This window comes from Pseudomonas sp. FW300-N2A2 (genome assembly GCF_017351735.1).
GTDB lineage: Bacteria > Pseudomonadota > Gammaproteobacteria > Pseudomonadales > Pseudomonadaceae > Aquipseudomonas > Aquipseudomonas migulae.
Genome location: NZ_JACNDU010000003.1, coordinates 250,340 through 268,788, shown reverse-complemented (window position 1 = coordinate 268,788; position 18,449 = coordinate 250,340). Strand labels below are relative to the sequence as shown.

The 18,449-nt window shown below is 60.0% G+C and carries 17 protein-coding genes; 6 read left to right on the top strand and 11 right to left on the bottom strand.

Annotation, left to right across the window (positions count from 1 at the left end; all coding sequences use genetic code 11):
• Positions 1-48: 48 nt before the first annotated feature.
• The 4 genes from coaD to J4E42_RS06840 form a co-directional block, all read right to left on the bottom strand.
• Positions 49-528, bottom strand: coding sequence for a pantetheine-phosphate adenylyltransferase (gene coaD, locus J4E42_RS06855; protein WP_003177462.1), 480 nt, complete (start codon positions 526-528; stop codon positions 49-51).
• A 115-nt stretch (positions 529-643) separates the two neighbouring features.
• Positions 644-2,239 (bottom strand): GMC family oxidoreductase, encoded by a 1,596-nt coding sequence (locus J4E42_RS06850; protein ID WP_207284883.1) that lies wholly within the window; start codon positions 2,237-2,239, stop codon positions 644-646.
• A 134-nt stretch (positions 2,240-2,373) separates the two neighbouring features.
• A complete protein-coding gene (locus tag J4E42_RS06845) occupies positions 2,374-2,919 on the bottom strand; it encodes a twin-arginine translocation pathway signal protein (RefSeq protein WP_192227538.1) in 546 nt (181 codons plus the stop codon).
• Between the two features lie 28 nt (positions 2,920-2,947).
• On the bottom strand, positions 2,948-4,378 hold the full coding sequence (locus J4E42_RS06840; protein WP_207284882.1) for a coniferyl aldehyde dehydrogenase: 1,431 nt from the start codon (positions 4,376-4,378) through the stop codon (positions 2,948-2,950).
• 146 nt (positions 4,379-4,524) lie between these two features.
• Between J4E42_RS06840 and J4E42_RS06835 the strand changes: the two genes are divergently transcribed.
• Together J4E42_RS06835 and J4E42_RS06830 are read left to right on the top strand one after the other, a co-directional pair.
• Positions 4,525-5,196, top strand: coding sequence for a TetR/AcrR family transcriptional regulator (locus tag J4E42_RS06835; RefSeq protein WP_008026133.1), 672 nt, complete (start codon positions 4,525-4,527; stop codon positions 5,194-5,196).
• Positions 5,197-5,229: 33 nt separating this feature from the next.
• Positions 5,230-6,084, top strand: coding sequence for a sulfurtransferase (locus tag J4E42_RS06830; RefSeq protein ID WP_008026135.1), 855 nt, complete (start codon positions 5,230-5,232; stop codon positions 6,082-6,084).
• 93 nt (positions 6,085-6,177) lie between these two features.
• Here J4E42_RS06830 and J4E42_RS06825 read toward each other — a convergent pair whose 3' ends face one another.
• The 6 genes from J4E42_RS06825 to J4E42_RS06800 form a co-directional block, all read right to left on the bottom strand.
• A complete protein-coding gene (locus J4E42_RS06825; RefSeq protein ID WP_192416707.1) occupies positions 6,178-7,005 on the bottom strand; it encodes an AraC family transcriptional regulator in 828 nt (275 codons plus the stop codon).
• 4 nt (positions 7,006-7,009) lie between these two features.
• Complete coding sequence (locus J4E42_RS06820) at positions 7,010-8,008, bottom strand: hydrolase (RefSeq protein ID WP_207284881.1); 999 nt, start codon at positions 8,006-8,008, stop codon at positions 7,010-7,012.
• Between the two features lie 186 nt (positions 8,009-8,194).
• The gene (locus tag J4E42_RS06815; RefSeq protein WP_207284880.1) at positions 8,195-9,427 is read right to left on the bottom strand and encodes a pitrilysin family protein; all 1,233 of its coding nucleotides are present in this window, start codon (positions 9,425-9,427) and stop codon (positions 8,195-8,197) included.
• 148 nt (positions 9,428-9,575) lie between these two features.
• A complete protein-coding gene (gene rsmD, locus J4E42_RS06810; protein ID WP_008040791.1) occupies positions 9,576-10,190 on the bottom strand; it encodes a 16S rRNA (guanine(966)-N(2))-methyltransferase RsmD in 615 nt (204 codons plus the stop codon).
• Positions 10,190-11,680, bottom strand: coding sequence for a pitrilysin family protein (locus J4E42_RS06805; protein ID WP_207284879.1), 1,491 nt, complete (start codon positions 11,678-11,680; stop codon positions 10,190-10,192). Before J4E42_RS06805 ends, rsmD begins: the two co-directional genes overlap by 1 nt.
• The gene (locus J4E42_RS06800) at positions 11,673-13,028 is read right to left on the bottom strand and encodes a pitrilysin family protein (protein WP_008040793.1); all 1,356 of its coding nucleotides are present in this window, start codon (positions 13,026-13,028) and stop codon (positions 11,673-11,675) included. Before J4E42_RS06800 ends, J4E42_RS06805 begins: the two co-directional genes overlap by 8 nt.
• Positions 13,029-13,371: 343 nt before the next feature.
• On the opposite strand from J4E42_RS06800, the gene ftsY reads away from it, so the two are divergent.
• From ftsY to rpoH, 4 genes are all read left to right on the top strand, one after another.
• Positions 13,372-14,868 carry a signal recognition particle-docking protein FtsY gene (gene ftsY, locus J4E42_RS06795; protein WP_207284878.1) on the top strand — a complete coding sequence of 499 codons (1,497 nt, stop codon included), beginning with the start codon at positions 13,372-13,374 and terminating at the stop codon, positions 14,866-14,868.
• Complete coding sequence (gene ftsE, locus J4E42_RS06790; protein ID WP_008026149.1) at positions 14,865-15,536, top strand: cell division ATP-binding protein FtsE; 672 nt, start codon at positions 14,865-14,867, stop codon at positions 15,534-15,536. Before ftsY ends, ftsE begins: the two co-directional genes overlap by 4 nt.
• Complete coding sequence (gene ftsX, locus J4E42_RS06785) at positions 15,533-16,555, top strand: permease-like cell division protein FtsX (protein ID WP_008026150.1); 1,023 nt, start codon at positions 15,533-15,535, stop codon at positions 16,553-16,555. The genes ftsE and ftsX overlap by 4 nt, the downstream gene beginning before the upstream one ends.
• A 112-nt stretch (positions 16,556-16,667) precedes the next feature.
• On the top strand, positions 16,668-17,522 hold the full coding sequence (gene rpoH / locus J4E42_RS06780; protein ID WP_007897890.1) for an RNA polymerase sigma factor RpoH: 855 nt from the start codon (positions 16,668-16,670) through the stop codon (positions 17,520-17,522).
• Between the two features lie 204 nt (positions 17,523-17,726).
• Here rpoH and mtgA read toward each other — a convergent pair whose 3' ends face one another.
• Positions 17,727-18,449 carry a monofunctional biosynthetic peptidoglycan transglycosylase gene (gene mtgA / locus J4E42_RS06775; protein ID WP_008026152.1) on the bottom strand — a complete coding sequence of 241 codons (723 nt, stop codon included), beginning with the start codon at positions 18,447-18,449 and terminating at the stop codon, positions 17,727-17,729.

The window sequence follows — 18,449 nt, the reverse complement described above, 5'->3', positions numbered from 1 at the left end:
GACATCGCAGCGGTCCTATCGCCAGCAAGCCGGCTCCTACAGTCGGTGTTATTTTTTAAATCGAAGTGTCAGGGCATCCGCCACCGCAGGGTGGACGAATTTGGTGATATCGCCGCCCAACGCCGCGATTTCACGGACCAGCGTCGAGGAAATGAACGAATAGCGCTCGGACGGTGTAAGAAACAGGCTTTCCACATCCGGCGCCAACTGACGGTTCATGTTGGCCAGCTGAAATTCGTATTCGAAGTCCGAGACCGCGCGCAAACCACGCAGGAACACGTTGGCATTCTTCTCTTTGGCGAAATGCGCCAACAGCGTCGAAAAGCCGACGACTTCTACGTTCGGCAGATGTTTAGTGACCTCGCGGGCCAGCTCCACACGCTGTTCCAGGGGAAACAACGGGTTTTTCTTCGGGCTGGCGGCGACGGCGATGATCACATGATCGAACAGGCGCGCGGCGCGTTCGACCAGATCGCCATGGCCCTTGGTAATAGGGTCGAAGGTACCTGGGTACAACACTCGGTTCATCGCGTCGTCCTGGCGGGAGTCCGTTGGGGAGTCGGATGGTATCGCAGCCTTCCCGGTCGGCCAAGTCGCCTGTTGGGTAAGAAAGCACTATAGACGATAGGAATATTCGCTCTTTTCATGGGTTTTTCAAACGTTCGGCCAACGAAGTCGCCAGTTGCGCCGTCAGCCCGTAGACCGACAATTGCGGGTTTGCGCCAATGCTGGTGGGGAACAGCGAGCCGTCGTGGATCGACAGGTTGCTGAGCTGATGATGCCGGCCGAGGCTGTCGGTCACGGCGTTTTTCGGGTCTTCGCCCATGGCGCAACCGCCCATCACATGGGCACTGCCCAAGCGTGTGCGATACAACTCAAGGCTCAGGCCGTCGATCAGCGTGCGCGCCTCGGCCAGGGTTTTCACATAGCGCGCATCGGCGTGCATCGGCATCACGGCGTTGGCGCCGCCGGCGAACTGGATCTCGGCCATGCTGTGGAAGGCGCGGCGCAAACCGTCCCAGGCGTAGGGTGAAACCTGATAATCGAGCACGGGCGTGTTGTCGCTGCGCAATTCGACGCTGCCACCGGGGCTGTCCGGGTGAAAGCCATCGCGCAGCAACGCCAGCATGGCGTGGGTATGCGGCAGGTTTTCCATGTGTCGGGCGCTTTCCTGGCCAAAACCGCCGAGCAATGTGGCCGCCAGCGCCGGGTGCAGAGGCGGCACTTCGAGTTTGTAGGCCATCGGACCGGTGGTGCCGTCCTTCCATTGGAAATGGTCGGAATAGATCGACTGCGGCGCCCCGTAGAATGGGTTGATCACCTCGTCGAACAGCCCGGCGGACATGTTCACTAAATGCAAGAAGGTGCGCTTGCCCAGACGTTTGTGCGGATCGGGCGCGTCGGAACGCAACAGCAACGCGGGACTGTTGATGCCGCCGCCGGCCAGCACGTAATGCCGCGCCTTGACCGTAATCGTCTTGCCCGTGGGCGCAACGCAACGATCATCCATCGCCACGCATTGCAGGCCGGTGACCTTGCCGTCCTTGATCATCAGTTTCTCGGCGCGGGCCAGGTAAAGCAGCTCGCCACCCTTTTCCAGGGTCGCCGGGATCGTCGTGACCATCATCGATTGCTTGGCGTTGGTCGGGCAGCCCATGCCGCAGTAGCCAAGGTTCCAGCAACCGCGCACGTTGCGCGGGATCACGTGCCAGCTGTAGCCGAGCTGCTCGCAGCCTTTGCGAATTACATCGTTGTTGGCATTCGGCGGGACCATCCAGGGTGCGACGCCCAGACGTTGCTCCATTTTCTCGAACCATGGCGCCATCTCGGCCGGGCTGTGGCCTTTGACGTTGTGCTCCCGGGCCCAGTGTTCGAGTGTCGGCTCCGGCGTGCGGAAACTCGAGGTCCAGTTGATCAGCGTGGTGCCGCCCACCGCGCGACCCTGAAGGATGGTGATCGCGCCGTCCTTGCTCATGCGGCCGATGCCTTCCTGATAGAGGCTGGTGTAGGCCTGGTCTTCAAGCATCTTGAAATCGCTGCTGGTCTTGAGCGGGCCTTCTTCGATCAACAGCACCTTGTAGCCGGCGGCGCTGAGGATTTCAGCGGTGGTGCCGCCGCCCGCGCCGCTGCCGATGATCGCCACGTCCGCTTCGAGGGTCAGGTCCTGGGTCAGTTGCGAGCCGTTGCGGGTTTTCCAGCCACGGGCCATGCCTTCGCGGAACGGATCGGGTACGGGCATATTCGGGTTCTCTTATTATTTTTTCGATTCTGTGGTGAAGCGGCTGACGTCTTCGCGGGCAAGCCTCGCTCCTACAGGGGGGGCGCGCGATCCCTGTAGGAGCGAGGCTTGCCCGCGAAGGGGCCAACTCGGTCTTAAACCGTAGGCGGCCCGGGATACCCACAATGCGCCCATGACTCAGCCCGGCTGTACCACGCCATCATCACCAGTTGCAGCAACGAGCTATGCCCCATGCGCAACAGACTCAACGAGCTGTTTTCCCAGCGATCAAGAAAGTGCCGGATCTCATCGGCGCTGGCGTTTTCCCAACTGCCCCAGATCCCGGTCAGCGGCCCGCGAGTCACGGCCATCCCCAGCACGTCGAACAATTGCTGAGTGAGCTTGAGCATTTCCGGCGACAGGTGATTCAGGCCGTTATCCAGGCAGTGCAAGGTCTGGTCGAGTGCCATCGGCATTTTCCCGGCGACCACGGCGCCATCGAGCATCACCGGAATCAGCGCCCGCAAAAACAACAGATCGCCGCTGCGCAGGATCGCGAAACCGCTGGCCGGGATGCTCGACGAACACCCGCTGAGGCTCGCGCCGAGTCCGGCGGTGGCAAGAAACGCGCTCGCGCCAAGGCTGAATTTAAGCAGGCCGCGCCGTGACAGCGCGGGTGTATCGGACAGGCTTGGGCTCATTATTGTTATTACCCGGCGGTGAAGATCGTTAGCGGATAAACAGCTTTTGGATCAGTTTCTGAATGGTTTTTCCGTACGGCGGGTAGATCAGTTTCGCCGCGTTGAAACGCTGTTTGATCAGCACACCTTTGGCCTTGCTGAACGTCAGGAAACCTTCGTGGCCGTGGTAATGGCCCATGCCCGAGGGGCCGATGCCACCGAAGGGCATGTCGTCCTGCGCGACGTGCAGCAACGTGTCGTTCAGGCACACGCCTCCGGAATGGGTCTCGTGCAGGACGCGGTTTTGTTCGCGCTTGTCGTAGCCGAAGTAATACAGCGCCAGCGGACGAGGTCGCTGGTTAATGTAGGCAAACGCTTCATCCAGATCCTTGTACGGAACGATCGGCAGCAGCGGACCGAAGATTTCGTCCTGCATCACCATCATCTCGTCGGTGACGTTCAGCAGCAGGCTGTGGCTCATGCGCCGGCCCTGGCCCTGATCGAACAGCGGAATCAGCAGCGCGCCCTTGCTGGTGGCGTCGCTGATGTAGCCGTTGAGCCGGGCCAGTTGTCGGTCATTGATGATCGCGGTGTAGTCAGGGTTGTCAGCCAGTGTCGGATAAAACCCGCGAACCGCCTGACGGTAGGCTTCGACGAAAGAACCCACGCGGTCTTCCGGGACCATTACGTAGTCCGGGGCGACGCAGGTTTGCCCGGCGTTGAGCGTCTTGCCGAACGCAATGCGTTCAGCGGCGTCCTTCAACGGCACATCACGAGAGACAATGGCCGGGGACTTGCCGCCCAGTTCCAGCGTTACCGGCGTCAGGTTCTCGGCCGCCGCGCGCATCACGTGTTTGCCGATGCTGGTGGCGCCGGTGAACAGCAGGTGATCGAAGCGCAGGCGGGAGAACGCCACGCCGATATCGGCCTCGCCGAGCACCACGCAAACCAGGTCTTCGGGGAAGATCCGGCCCAGCAATTCCTTGAGCAGCAGACCGGTGGCGGGGGTCGATTCGCTGAGTTTGAGCATCACCCGATTGCCCGCCGACAACGCGCCAACCAAAGGGCCGATGGCCAGAAACAGCGGGTAGTTCCACGGCACGATCACCCCGACCACGCCCAGCGGCTGGTAAACGACTTTCGCCGAGGCCGGCTGAAAGGCCACGCCGACCTTGCGTCGCGAGGGTTTCATCCAGCCTTTGAGGTGCTGACTGGCATAGTGAATGCCGTGCAGGCTGGGCATCAGTTCGGCGAGCAGGGTTTCATCGGCGCTGCGGTGGCTGAAGTCCTGGCTGATCGCATCGATCAGGGCCTGACGTTCATTGCTCAACAAATCGCGCAGGGCTTTGAGCCATTGAAGTCGCTGGGCGGCGGGCGGCATCGGGTTGGCGGCATAGGCTGCGCGCAGGTCGTCGAAGCGGTTTTGAAGTTCCTCCAGAGGCTGCTGCAGCTTCTGCAGGTAGGCGATGTCAGCAGTCATGGTCGGCTCCGGATTTATTGTAGTGAAGAACTTTTTAGAGTCTATGCTCTAGAAAGTCAAATGAGATCCTGACATCGCGTTGTTTTATCCGCTCGCGGTTAGGTCGTAAGATGCCCCTCAACGCACTCTGAATTAAAGCTCAAGCCATGGCCCCTCGGATCAAAACCAGCGAGCGCATCGTGCAGAACAGCCTGGAGCTGTTCAACCAGCAGGGTGAGCGCAGCATCAGCACCAACCACATTGCTGCCCACATGGACATTTCTCCGGGCAACCTCTACTACCACTTCCCCAACAAGCAGGCGATCATCGCCGTGCTGTTCAGTGAGTACGAAAGCCTGGTGGACAGCTTCCTGCGCCCGCCCCAGGGGCGCGCCGCGACGGTTGAAGACAAGCGCTTCTACCTTCAGGAGTTGCTGGCGGCGATGTGGCGCTACCGGTTTTTACATCGTGATCTCGAGCACTTGCTCGACAGCGATCCGGAACTCGCCGCCCGTTATCGGCGCTTTTCCCAGCGCTGCCTGATCTATGGCACGCACATCTACGCGGGATTCGTCGAGGCCGGCATCCTGTCCATGGATAAGGTGCAGATTGAATCCCTGACGCTCAATGCGTGGATCATCCTCACGTCCTGGGTGCGTTTCCTGTGCACCACGCGGGAAAATTCCAATCACCTGAGCGAGCAAGCGATCAAGCGCGGCGTGTATCAGGTGCTGGTGCTGGAGGCCGGTTTTGTCACCGATCAGTCTCGCGATGCGGTGAACGCGCTGTACGAGGAGTTTTACGTGCCGCTGGCCCAGGCGCTGGAAGAAGTGCAGTAGGATTCAAAATCGACCATCTCACAGGAGCCCGTTATGCCCATTGCGCAACTGATCAGCCCGCAAGCACTGGACCTGAAAAAGGACCAGCCGGGGTTGGTGATTCTTGATTGTCGTTTTGCCCTCGAAGACCCGGACTACGGCCAGCGCAGCTATGCCGAAGGGCATATCGCCGGGTCGAGCTTCGCCGATCTTGAGCGTGATTTGAGCGGAGCGGTGGTCAAGGGCGTGACCGGGCGTCATCCGTTACCGCAACCTGCGGACTTGATCGAACGCCTGCAAGCCTGGGGCATCAATGCCGACAGCGATGTGGTTTTGTACGACGACGGCCCCGGTGCCTACGCGGCGCGGGCGTGGTGGTTGCTGGCCTGGCTGGGCAAGCGTGACGGCGTGTTTATCCTCGATGGCGGGCTCAAGGCCTGGCACGCGGCGGGTTTGCCCTTGAGCCTTGATGCGCCCGGTATTGAACGTGGCACCTTCGCGGGAACGCCGGACAATACGCTGCTGTTGAACGCCGAACAGCTTCAGCACCGTCTCGGCCAGCCCGATTTGACCTTGCTCGATGCCCGCGCCTTGCCGCGTTTCAAGGGTGAAGTGGAGCCGATCGACCCGATTGCCGGGCACATTCCCGGCGCGCAATGTGCGGCATTCACCGACAACCTGGGCAGCGACGGGCGTTTTCTGCCGGCCGATCAGCTCAAGCAGCGCTTTGCCGCGAAACTCGGTCAACGTTCGCCGACCGATCTGGTGGCGTATTGCGGTTCCGGCGTGACGGCGTGCCATAACCTGTTCGCCTTGTGCCTCGCGGGATATCCCTTGGGTTCGTTGTATGCCGGTTCGTGGAGCGAATGGATCAACGACCCCGCGCGTGGAATCGCCACCGGCGAATAAACACAAATCCCTGTAGGAGCCGGCTTGCCGGCGATAAGGACGCCACGGTGTTTCAGACAGACCGCGTTGCCCCAATCGCCAGCAAGCTGGCTCCTACAGGAGTGCTCTGCGATACGCCCCCGGCCCCACCCCGTAAACCTGCTTGAACTGTCGACTCAGATGACTCTGGTCGGCAAACCCCAGTTGTGTCGCCACTTCCAACGGCAAACAGCCGCCCTGCAACAACGCCCGCGCCCGAGCGATGCGTTGCTGCATCAACCAGGTGTGCGGTGGCATGCCGGTGGCGCTGCGGAATACCCGGGCGAAATGAAAGGGCGACAGATTGACCGCTGCCGCGAGTTCTTCCAGCGACGGCGGCGCCGCTAATTGCGCTTGCAGCAGTTCCTTGGCCTGCGTCACTGCCCGGTGTTCCTTGCCGGGTTTGCCGGCATCCGGAACGGCGGCGTGACGTTGCAGCAGCGACAACATCATCTCTCGCCAGGCTGTCTGCTGTTGCAGGGCGGTGGAGGGCGTTTCAAGCAAACGATGCAGTTGGCAGAAGCCCTTCACCAGATCCGGATCGCGATACAGCGTGGCGCCAAATGCCGGCAGGTTATGGGTCGGCAGTTCCAGCTCATCGAGCAGCGACAGAATCTGCCCGCTGTCGGGATAAAACGCCCGGTACAACCAACCGTCTTCCGTGCCTTTGTGGCCGGTGTGCAACTCGTCGGGGTTGATCAAAACAAGCGTGCCGCTGCCCGCCAGGTGTTCGGCGCCGCGATAGCGGTAACGCTGGGCGCCGGCCATGATCATGCCGATCACGTAACCGTCATGCACGTGCGGGGCGAAACGGTGTTCGATGTAGCGTGCGGACAACAACTCGACCCCGGCCAAAGGCGCCGTTTGCCAGAAACGGATCGACTCGCCCTGATCGATGTCCATCGGTTTACCCGCGACCTGCAGCGGCCAGCCACTGCGGGATGCGCCGTTCCAGGTAGTAACCCGGCTGCCGGAACGAGCCATCGACGAAGCCGACATGCCCACCCTTGGCTTGCAGTTCGAATTGAGTGCTGGCGGACAGTTCCTCGGCCTGCGGCAGGCTGTGAGGAGATACGAACGGGTCGTCGGCGGCCTGAATGATCAGCGTCGGCGTGCGGATTTCGCCCAGAAAGTAGCGGCTAGAGGCGCGGCGATAGTAATCCTGCGCATCGGTGAAGCCGTGCAGCGGCGCGGTGACCCGGCCATCGAAATCCCAGAACGTGCGCATGTTTTCCAGCGAACCCAGCGCGGCCAATTCCGCCAGGCCATCCTCGCGCCCGTCATGCTGGAACTGCCGCTGCTTGTTCTTGATGTAGGCGACCATCTCGCGCATGAAGTGCGCCTGATACACCTTCGAAAAACCCTGGCCGATACGATCGGCGCACTGATCGAGCCGAAACGGCACCGACACCGCCACGGCACCGAGCACGCCGCTGTCGCTGCCGGTCTCGCCCAAGTGTTTGAGCAAAACATTGCCGCCGAGGGAATAACCGACCGCATACAGCGGCGCGAGTGGCCGCTTGGCCCGCAGGTGCTTGATGGTTTCGGCCAAATCTTCACTGGCGCCGGAATGGTAGCTGCGCGGCAACAGATTCGGTTCACCCGAGCAGCCGCGCCAGTTCAGCGCGACGCTGGCCCAGCCTTGGTCGCCCAAGGCTTTTTGCACGCCGGCCACGTAAGGCGAATTGGAAGAGCCGGTCAGGCCATGCAGCACCAGCACCAGCGGTGCATCGGCGCTGTGTGGGCCGTGCCAGTCCAGGTCAAGAAAGTCGCCATCTTCGAGCCACAAGCGTTCGCGTTCGCGCTCGATGTGCGTGGTTTTGCGCCAAAGCGGTCCCCACAAGGTCTGCAAGTGCGGGTTGCCCAGGCCGAAGGCAGGGGTGAAGCGTTCTGACGGAAAAGACACGATTGCTCTCGATGCAGCGGTGCGCAACCTGTGCGCACCTTTTCAGGCCGGTCGGTTAACCGGCGATCTCTGCCATACGTTGCCACAACGAGTAGTGCATCTGCCCGAATTTCTATCGGTGCTGCCTCATCTCAAGCAGGCAATGGCTAATCTATCCGATGATGTCGCCAACCGATCCGGAGCTTTTTACTGTTCCATGGGGAAAATATAACCAACTGTGGCACGCTCACGGATCAGGTAGGTCTGGGCGGCTTTCTGGATATCATCCGGGGTGACACTCTCCAGTTGCGCGATCTCAAGATCTATCAATTCCCACGGCAATCCGTTTGCAACTAAAAGTCCAATAATTTCCGACTGTCCAGAGAGTGTGTCGTTGATGTTTTTTTGTTCATTGCTGGCGTTTTCGATTGCTGCCACAAGTTCGGCCTGGGAGAACGGCGTGCGCTTAACGTCCTCCAACAACGCCCAGAAATGAGCTTCCGCTTCGCCTGGATCTCCCTCGAAATGAAAAGCAAGGCTTAGGCGGGTATCACCCCGATTGAATCGAGGCATGTTAGAGGCGGGTGGAGAAAGATGTGCCCCCGTGAACGCCGGGTCGAGGTGAGCGGAACTCAGTACTTGCAACGCCCTGAGGGAATGCGGTTCGGTTGTGGTCACTAAACTCGGTACGTTGAAGATGATCAACATCAGGGGGCGTTTAGTATCCAGGTGCTGTGTTATTTGGCGATATCCGGGTTCTGACGGCCCAAGGATAAAGGGACGGTCTGGTACATCGCTTTGGGCAATGTCCCCGAAATAGTGCTCGGCAAGGCGTTTGACCTCGTCTGGTTCGACGTCTCCCGCCACAACCAGAACTGCATTGTTTGGCCCATACCAGGTTTTTTGCCAATGCCGGATTTTTTCCAGGTTTAAACGTTCAAGGCTTGCGGTCATACCCTCGGGTGACTGGTAGTAGCTCGACCCTGTTTCTATTAATGCTTCCAGTTCCGGGCTGAATAAAGTGGCTGAAATGAACGAAGACTTTTCTTTGCTTTTGAGAATACTGTCATCCCAGTGACGACGGAATACTTCGTCTGATGGCTCTTTTTTCATCACCGTGGACTGGAGTACAAAAGCCGTTTCAAGTTGTCCACGCGGCATCTGTAGCTCAATGCAAGTGCTGTCTTGTGCAGCGTAGTTAAAGTAGTCGCCGCCCACTTCCTCCACAAGGCTATGGTCATAGTCATCGACGAGTGCATTCATAACGATAGAGCTAATATCTTGCTCATCAGGATGCTCATAGCTGGACCCGACTTTGTAGAGTAGCGTCGAGTAGAATTCGGCTTTGCGATGATCTTCGCGCACGATAACCCTCAAGCCATTATCAAGCGTGAAATCATGAGTCGGGCGGGATGGGGTTTCTTTGGTTGATGCATTCATCCGTCAACAATCCTTTGCGTCCATGCGAGTTATTTCGCACGTTCACAATGGGTTAACGCAGTAGAACCCTGCTACATGGAATGTGTTGCCGTTTGAAAAACAAGCGGAGTGGGTAACAGGATGGGCAACTTGCCCATCCCGGTGATTTTTAAGAAGGTGTTTCTATGCTTCGTTGCCACAACGAATAGTAGACGCGCCCGGATTTCTGCTCACGGTGCAGGCGCCAGTTGGCCGGCAGGCCAAGCGTCGAGGGGGCGGTTTCGCTTTCGGTGTACACCCACGCGTCGTCCGCCAGCCATTGGCGCTCTTCGAGCAGGGTGCATACGGTCGGCAACAGGTTCTGGTTGAACGGCGGGTCGAGGAACACCAGGTCGTAAGCCACTGCTGGCTGGGTTTCCAGATAGCGCAAGGCGTCGGCAGTCTGAACCTGGCCGGTGGTGCAACGCAGCGTGCCCAGATGTTCCTTCAGGCTGGACACCGCGATATTGCTCGCGTCCAGCGCCTGGCCCATGGCCGCGCCACGGGACAAGGCTTCAAGAAACAGCGCGCCGCTGCCGGCGAACGGGTCGAGCACCTTGGCCCCGGCCACATACGGCGCGAGCCAGTTGAACAGGGTTTCACGCACCCGGTCCGGGGTCGGGCGCAGGCCCGGCGCGTCAGGGAAGCTCAGCTTTCGGCTGCGCCATTCACCGCCGATGATGCGCAGTTGGTTCACGCCGTTGTGCACGTTATGAACAGGTTTTTTTGGACGGGAAGTGGCCATTAATGCTCCGGAACCCCGAGCGGCTGCTCGGCAGGTTTATCAGTAGGGGCCGGTAACGGCTTTTGCGGCACGGTCGGGCCAGCGCTGACGATGACCATTTTGTCCGTGCTCAAGTGTTTGTTCAGTGCGGCTTTGACTTGTTCGACTGTCAGGCTCTGGGACTGCTGCATGAAGTCCTCCAGATAGCTCAACGGCAGATTGTAGAAACCCATCGCACCGAGCTGGCCGACGATATCGGCGTTGCTGGCGGTGGACAGCGGGAAGCTGCCGGCCAGTTCACGCTTGGCATCGTCGAGTTCTTTTTCGGTCGGGCCGGTTTTAAGGTAGTCGGCGAGCACGTCCTGCACCAGTTTCAGCGTGCCTTCGCTCATCTCGGCGCGCGTTTGCAGGTTGATCATGAACGGGCCGCGCGCCTGCATCGGGGTGAAGCCCGAATATACGCCGTACGTCAGGCCGCGCTTCTCGCGCACTTCACTCATCAAGCGGGTGCCGAAGCCACCGCCGCCGAGGATCTGGTTGCCCATGGACAGCGCGGCGTAATCCGGATCGTCACGGTCGATGCCCAGTTGCGCGAGCATCAGGTTGGTCTGCTTGGACGGAAACTCGATGTGGCCGATGCTGGCTTTCGGTTCTTCAGGTTGCGGCAGTTTCGCCAGCGCCGGGCCTTTTGGCAGCGCACTGGAGACTTGCGCAGCAATCGTCTCGGCTTCGGCGCGGGACAGGTCGCCCACCAGCGCTATCACCACGTTACCGGCGGCGTAGGCTTTTTCATGGAACGCCTTCAACTGAGCCAGGGTGATGGCTGGTACGGTTTTCGCCGTGCCATCGCTGGAATGCGCGTACGGGTGATCGCCGTACAAGCGGTTCATCAGCTCGATACTGGCCAGTTTGCCGGGATTCTGTTTCTGGTATTCGAAGCCGGCGAGCATCTGGTTCTTGATGCGCGCAAACGAATCGGCGGGGAAGGTCGGTTTGCCGACAACTTCGGAGAACAGCTTCAACGCAGGCTCGCGTTTGTCGGTGGCACTGAGGCTGCGCAGCGACGCCAGCGCCATGTCCTTGAACGCACCGTTGCCAAAGTCAGCGCCCAGGCCTTCGAAGCCCTGAGCGATAGCGCCGACATCTTTGCCGGCCACACCTTCGTTGAGCATCGCATTGGTCAGTACCGCCAGGCCCGGCGCATCGCCGTCCTGGCTGCTGCCGGCGGCGAAGATCAGGCGCATGTCGAACATCGGCAACTCGCGGGCTTCAACGAACAGCACCTTGGCGCCTTCGGCGGTGTTCCAGGTTTGCACGTTGAGCGAGCGGCGGCTCGGTGCCTTGCCGTCGAGTTCGGCCAGCGATTGCAGTTTCTGGCTAGACTTGGCCTTGTCGAGGGCTTCGCTGGCGTTGGAGTGGTCGGTCTTCAGGAAATAGAAGGCAGCGGAGCCAATCAATGCGACAGCGACCAGGCCGATCAGGGCCAGACGTGGTTTTTTACGCTCACTCATGAGTCGTCTCCAGTGGCAGGACATGGGCGACGCTGAGACGTTCGCGGGTGAAATACAGCTTGGCGGCTTTCTGGATGTCTTCTGGCGTGACGCTTTCCAGTTCAGCCAGCTCGGTGTCCATCAGCTTCCAGGACAGGCCGACGGTTTCCAGTTGGCCGATAGCGGTGGCCTGGCTGGTGATCGAATCGCGCTCGTAAACCAGCCCGGCAATCACTTGAGCCCGCACGCGCTCCAGCTCTTCGGCGGACGGCGCGGTGGTTTTCAGCTGTTCGAGCAGCTTCCACAAACCGGCTTCGGCCTGGGCCATGGTTTTGTTTTTCTGGGTGTTCGGCGATGCCGACAGGGTGAACAGGCTGTCGCCGCGAGTGTAGGCGTCGTAGCTCGACGAACCGCCGGACACCAGCTCTTCGCCGCGCTCCAGTTGCGTCGGGATGCGCCCGCTGTAGCCGCCGTCGAGCAGGGCCGAGATCAGGCGCAAGGCGTTGACCGAACGCTTGTCTTCGGCGGTGGCGATGCTTGGCACGTTGAAGCCCAGCATCAGGCTCGGCAGTTGGGTCTGCACGTGCAGCGTAATCTGCCGCTCACCGGGCTCGGCCAGTTCGACCGGTTTTTTCGCCGGTGGCACGTCGCGTTTGGCGATCGGGCCGAAGTAGCGCTGGGCCAGGGTTTTCACTTCGTCCGGCGTCACGTCGCCGACCACCACCAGCGTGGCGTTGTTCGGCACGTACCAGGATTGGTACCAGTGGCGCAGCTCTTCGACTTTCATGCGGTCCAGGTCAGCCATCCAGCCGATGGTCGGCGTGTGGTAACCGCTGGCCGGGTAGGCCATGGCCTTGAAGCGTTCGTAGGCCTTGGACATCGGCTTGTCGTCGGTGCGCAAGCGACGTTCTTCTTTAATGACTTCGATCTCGCGGGCGAACTCGTCGGCCGGCAGGCGCAGGCTGGCCATGCGGTCAGCTTCGAGTTCGAAGGCCACGCCCAGGCGGTCGCGGGCCAGCACCTGGTAATAAGCGGTGAAGTCGTCGCTGGTGAACGCGTTCTCTTCGGCGCCGAGGTCACGCAGGATCAGCGAGGCTTCGCCGGGACCGACTTTCTCGCTGCCCTTGAACATCATGTGTTCCAGGGCGTGGGACAAACCGGTCTGCCCCGGCGTCTCGTAGCTGGACCCGACCTTGTACCAGACCTGGGAAACCACCACCGGCGCGCGATGGTCTTCGCGCACGATGACCTTCAGGCCATTGTCGAGGGTGAATTCGTGGGTGGGTTGCGGATCGGCAGCAAAGACTGAAAGTGGCAGACAAACTGTGCTGAGCAGCAGGCCTGCAGCGCGGCGGGCTAGAGCATTCATTCGTTTTTAAACCTGTTGAGCTGCCCGCTTGGTCTTAGCGTCGGCGGGCGAGAGGGTGCTAGGATACTGATCCGTTTTACTGGCGGCCACGCCTATCAGGCCTTTGCGTTTGATCAGGTTGTATGGGTTTGCGGCAGAAGGTTGGAATTTATCAACTAAACTCTGCTTTTTCGCCGATTTTGCCGCGTTAGTCCTTCGTGAAATCGTTTCTGTGAGGTGCCACTTGCACCTCTACAAAATGTTGCGCGTGAACAAGCTGGGTCAATCGCAGTCTGTTCTGCATCGAATATTTATTTGCCGAGGCGCCCTTTGGCGCGTCGCTACCGTGAGATAGCCGTCCTCCATGTTTGGTTCCAACGACGACAAGAAAGCCCCAGCTGCGGCTGGCGAGAAGAAAAGCCTGTTCGGATGGCTGCGCAAAAAGCCGCAGGAAACCGTCGTCGAACAGCCACAGCCCATTCCTGAGCCAGTACCTGCGCCGGTAATAGATGAAGCGCCAGCGCCGGTTGTCCTGCCGATCTCCGAGCCGGTGCTGCAAACGCTGGTTGAGGCCGCGCCTGACGTCGTGGCTGAACAGCCGCTGCCGCCTGCCGCCGAGCCGTGGCTGACCTTGCCGGTAGCGGAAGAGCCGGTATCGTTGGTCGAAGACGAGCTCGCGCCGCACATTACGCCGCCGATTCCTGCGCCGAGTGCGTTTTCTCCTGCGCCCGTTCAGGTGCCAGTGATAGAGCCAGTTGTTGTGGCCGAACCTGCGCCGGTTATTCCTGAGCCTGTGATTCCAGCCTTTGTTGCGCCGGCTGCTCCAGTTGTTCAAGCACCAGTGCCTGCGCCAGTCGCCGCCCCCGTTGCCGCCGCGCCCGTCGTGCCGGTCGAAACACCCGCCGAGCCTGTGCGTACCGAAGAAACCAAAGCCGGTTTCTTCGCCCGCCTCAAGCAAGGCCTGTCCAAGACCAGCGCCAGCATCGGCGAAGGCATGGCGAGCCTGTTCCTTGGCAAGAAAATCATCGATGACGAGCTGCTTGAAGACATCGAAACCCGTCTGCTGACCGCCGACGTGGGCGTTGAAGCGACTTCGGTGATCATCCAGCGCCTGACCCAAAAGGTTGCCCGCAAAGAGCTGGCCGATGCCGACGCGCTATACAAGTCCCTGCAGGCTGAACTGGCGGCGATGCTCAAGCCGGTCGAACAGCCGCTGAAAATCACCTCGCAGAACAAGCCGTTCGTGATCCTGGTCGTTGGCGTCAATGGCGCCGGCAAGACCACCACCATCGGCAAGCTGGCGAAAAAGCTGCAACTCGAAGGCAAGAAAGTCATGCTCGCAGCGGGCGACACCTTCCGCGCCGCCGCAGTCGAGCAATTGCAGGTCTGGGGCGAGCGCAACAAGATTCCGGTGATCGCCCAGCACACCGGCGCCGACTCGGCTTCGGTGATCTTCGACGCCGTGCAAGCCGCCAAGGCCCGTGGCATTGACGTGTTGATCGCCGACACCGCCGGTCGCCTGCACACCAAAGACAATTTGATGGAAGAGTTGAAGAAGGTTCGCCGGGTCATCGGCAAGCTCGACGCCGACGCGCCGCACGAAGTGCTGCTGGTGCTCGATGCCGGCACCGGGCAGAACGCCATCAACCAGGCCAAGCAATTCAACCAGACCGTCGAACTGACCGGCCTGGCGCTGACCAAGCTCGACGGCACCGCCAAGGGCGGGGTGATTTTCGCCCTGGCCAAGCAGTTCGGCCTGCCGATTCGTTACATCGGCGTCGGTGAAGGCATCGATGACTTGCGTACCTTTGAAGCAGAACCCTTTGTCCAGGCACTGTTTGCCGAGCGGGAGCGTTCATGATTCGTTTCGAACAGGTCGGTAAACGCTACCCGAACGGTCACGTCGGCTTGCATGAGCTGAGCTTTCGAGTCCGTCGGGGCGAATTCTTGTTTGTAACCGGCCATTCCGGCGCCGGTAAAAGCACCTTGTTGCGCCTGCTGCTGGCCATGGAGCGTCCGACCACCGGCAAATTGCTGCTGGCCGGTCAGGACCTCGGCACCATCAGCAACGCGCAGATTCCTTACCTGCGTCGGCAGATCGGCGTGGTGTTCCAGAATCACCAGTTGCTGTTCGATCGCACGGTGTTCAACAACGTGGCCCTGCCGTTGCAGATTCTTGGTTTGTCCAAGGCCGAAATCGCCAAGCGTGTGGATTCGGCACTGGAGCGCGTGGCGCTGTCGGACAAAACCGATCTGTACCCCGGCGACCTGTCCACCGGCCAGCAACAGCGCGTCGGTATCGCCCGCGCCATCGTTCACCGCCCGGCCTTGCTGCTGGCGGATGAGCCGACCGGTAACCTCGACCCGCGTCTAGCGGCCGAGATCATGGGTGTGTTCGAAGACATCAACCGTCTGGGCACCAGCGTGCTGATCGCCAGTCACGACCTGGCCCTGATCGCCCGCATGCGTCACCGCATGCTGACTCTGCAACGCGGCCGATTGATCGGTGACGGGGAGGCTGGGGAATGAGTGCGACACGCAGCCCTAAAGTCTCCGAACGCGTGGCGCCGAAAGCCGCCGATCCGCAACCGCAGAAGAAAAAACACGACGATGACGACGGTCCGGACTTCGCCACGCTGTTCCGCGCCTGGATTGAAAGCCATCGCGCCAGTCTGCTGGACAGCCTGCGGCGCCTGGGCAAGCACCCCATCGGCAGTTTTTTCACCTGCATGGTGATGGCGGTTGCCCTGAGTTTGCCGATGGGCCTGTCACTTTTGCTAAGTAACGTCGAACGTCTCGGCGGTTCCTGGCAGCGCGCGGCACAGATTTCCCTGTACCTGCAACTTGAGGTCAGCCCGGCTGAAGGCGAATCGTTGCGCGATCAGATCAAAGGCATTCGGGGCGTAGCTGATGCCGAATATGTCGGTCGTGATCAGGCGCTGGAAGAGTTTCAGCAGCAGTCCGGCCTGGGCGAAGCGTTGAAGGAACTGCCGGAAAACCCGCTGCCAGGTGTGGTGCTGGTGACCCCGAACGAAGTCGACAAGCCCGCGCTTGAAGCATTACGACAAAAACTTTCCGAGCTGCCGAAGGTACAACAGGCGCAACTTGATCTAGTCTGGGTCGAGCGTCTGGCAGCCATCCTCAAGCTGGGTGACCGTTTTGTCTTCGGTCTGACCGTGCTTCTGATTTCTGCATTACTTTTGGTGATAGGCAATACCATTCGTCTTCATATTGAAAACCGCCGCACAGAGATAGAAGTGATTAAACTCGTCGGCGGCACTGACAGCTATGTGCGCAGGCCCTTTCTATATATGGGCGCGTTGTATGGCTTCGGTGCGGGGATACTTTCCTGGGGCGTATTGGCGTTTGGCCTGAACTGGCTGAACGAGGCAGTGGTTGGACTGGCCGGTTTGTATGGCAGTAATTTTGCGCTGGCCGGAGTGCCAGTTGCCGACGGTCTGTCTCTCTTGCTTGGCGCGGTGCTGTTAGGGTATATCGGTGCATGGATTGCAGTCGCACGCCACCTGAGGGAGCTTGCGCCTAAGTAGTATCATTTTGCTCGTATTGACCTTTCAGCGTTTATGGGAACTTGTCTTTTGGTTTCCGGTCAATTTTCGCAGTGCTGAACTGCACGAGTTTGTAAGACGGAGGTTTTTTCGTATGACCAATTCTTTGCAACCTGCATATGCTCTGGTCCCGGGTGCGAACCTGGAGGCCTACGTGCACACCGTGAACAGCATTCCATTGCTGACGCCGGAGCAGGAGCGTGAACTGGCCGAGAGTCTCTACTATGAGCAGGATTTGGGGGCGGCTCGGCAGATGGTGCTCGCCCACCTGCGTTTTGTCGTACATATCGCCCGTAGCTATTCCGGCTACGGTCTGGCTCAGGCTGACCTGATCCAGGAAGGTAACGTCGGTCTGATGAAGGCCGTGAAGCGCTTCAACCCGGAAATGGGTGTGCGTCTGGTTTCGTTCGCTGTGCACTGGATCAAGGCGGAAATTCACGAGTTCATCCTGCGCAACTGGCGCATTGTGAAAGTCGCGACCACCAAGGCCCAGCGCAAGCTGTTCTTCAACCTGCGCAGCCAGAAGAAACGTCTGGCGTGGCTGAACAACGAGGAAGTCCATCGTGTGGCGGAAAGCCTCGGCGTAGAGCCGCGGGAAGTGCGCGAGATGGAAAGTCGACTGACCGGCCATGACATGGCCTTCGACCCGGCCGCAGAAGCGGACGACGACAGCGCTTTCCAGTCGCCGGCCAACTATCTGGAAGACCACCGGTACGACCCGGCCCGTCAACTGGAAGACGCTGACTGGAGCGACAACTCCAATCACAACCTGCACGAAGCGCTGGAAGTGCTGGACGACCGCAGCCGTGACATCCTTTATCAGCGCTGGTTGGCTGAAGAGAAAGCCACGCTGCACGACCTGGCGCAGAAGTACAACGTGTCGGCCGAGCGTATTCGTCAGCTCGAGAAGAGCGCGATGAACAAGCTCAAGCTGTCGATCGCCGCCTAAGCTGCGCGAAGGCAATAAAAAACGCCCCGATCATTGATCGGGGCGTTTTTGTTTGTGCTCACTATTCCCCTCCACACACCAAACCACTGTGGGAGCGAGCCTGCTCGCGATAGCGGTGTATCAGCCAACATCAATGTTGAATGACAAACCGCTATCGCGAGCAGGCTCGCTCCCACAGTGGATCTTCATGATTAAGGAGAGTGGCTATTGGGCCCAAGGCGCTCGGCGTGAATCGTTGAGCCCCAGCAGATAACTGTCGCCACCCAACTGGCTCATCTGCTGCCGAATCCACCCGGCGCGACGTGCGACGTAATTCGTCGGGTGACTCGCGCTCCACACCCGTGGGTTAGGCAATACAGCCGCCAGATAACTGGCCTGCTGCCGGGACAGCGACTTGGCGCTCACGCCAAAGTGATGGCGAGCCGCCGCTTCCGCGCCAAACACCCCGTCATCCCACTCGACGCTGTTCAGGTACACCTCAAGAATCCGCTGCTTGGGCCAGAACACTTCGATCAGCCCGGTAAACCAGGCTTCCAGACCTTTGCGCAGCCAGCTGCGGCCGGACCATAAAAACAGGTTTTTCGACACTTGCTGGCTCAAGGTGCTGGCGCCGCGAACCGAACCACCCAGCTCGTTGTGCGCCAGGGCTGCGCGGATCGCGCCGAGGTCAAAACCCCAGTGCTCCGGGAATTTCTGATCTTCACCGGCAATCACTGCGACTTTAAGGTCGTCGGAGATTTCATCCCAGGGTTTCCAGGTGCGTTGCAGGTCGATGGGCTCGCCGTCGAACCAGGATTCGATCTTGCGCTCGACCATCAGCGTCGTGCCCGGTGGCGGTACCACGCGGAAAATCAGCACCAGCAATACGCTGCCGCCCGCGAACCAGAGCACGGCCTTTGTAAATCGTCGTAAAAATAAACGCAGCAT

Bases quoted from the DNA above. Each gene is read 5' to 3' on its own strand.
- J4E42_RS06825 (WP_192416707.1), bottom strand. From the start codon at position 7,005: ATGGACATCGATCAGGGCGAGTCGATCCGTTTCTGGCAAACGGCGCCT.
- rsmD (WP_008040791.1), bottom strand. From the start codon at position 10,190: ATGGCCACTTCCCGTCCAAAAAAACCTGTTCATAACGTGCACAACGGC.
- J4E42_RS06830 (WP_008026135.1), top strand. From the start codon at position 5,230: ATGCCCATTGCGCAACTGATCAGCCCGCAAGCACTGGACCTGAAAAAG.
- rpoH (WP_007897890.1), top strand. From the start codon at position 16,668: ATGACCAATTCTTTGCAACCTGCATATGCTCTGGTCCCGGGTGCGAAC.
- ftsE (WP_008026149.1), top strand. From the start codon at position 14,865: ATGATTCGTTTCGAACAGGTCGGTAAACGCTACCCGAACGGTCACGTC.
- J4E42_RS06850 (WP_207284883.1), bottom strand. From the start codon at position 2,239: ATGCCCGTACCCGATCCGTTCCGCGAAGGCATGGCCCGTGGCTGGAAA.
- ftsY (WP_207284878.1), top strand. From the start codon at position 13,372: ATGTTTGGTTCCAACGACGACAAGAAAGCCCCAGCTGCGGCTGGCGAG.
- ftsX (WP_008026150.1), top strand. From the start codon at position 15,533: ATGAGTGCGACACGCAGCCCTAAAGTCTCCGAACGCGTGGCGCCGAAA.
- J4E42_RS06800 (WP_008040793.1), bottom strand. From the start codon at position 13,028: ATGAATGCTCTAGCCCGCCGCGCTGCAGGCCTGCTGCTCAGCACAGTT.
- J4E42_RS06840 (WP_207284882.1), bottom strand. From the start codon at position 4,378: ATGACTGCTGACATCGCCTACCTGCAGAAGCTGCAGCAGCCTCTGGAG.
- J4E42_RS06845 (WP_192227538.1), bottom strand. From the start codon at position 2,919: ATGAGCCCAAGCCTGTCCGATACACCCGCGCTGTCACGGCGCGGCCTG.
- J4E42_RS06835 (WP_008026133.1), top strand. From the start codon at position 4,525: ATGGCCCCTCGGATCAAAACCAGCGAGCGCATCGTGCAGAACAGCCTG.
- J4E42_RS06815 (WP_207284880.1), bottom strand. From the start codon at position 9,427: ATGAATGCATCAACCAAAGAAACCCCATCCCGCCCGACTCATGATTTC.
- J4E42_RS06805 (WP_207284879.1), bottom strand. From the start codon at position 11,680: ATGAGTGAGCGTAAAAAACCACGTCTGGCCCTGATCGGCCTGGTCGCT.
- coaD (WP_003177462.1), bottom strand. From the start codon at position 528: ATGAACCGAGTGTTGTACCCAGGTACCTTCGACCCTATTACCAAGGGC.
- mtgA (WP_008026152.1), bottom strand. From the start codon at position 18,449: ATGCTGCGTTTATTTTTACGACGATTTACAAAGGCCGTGCTCTGGTTC.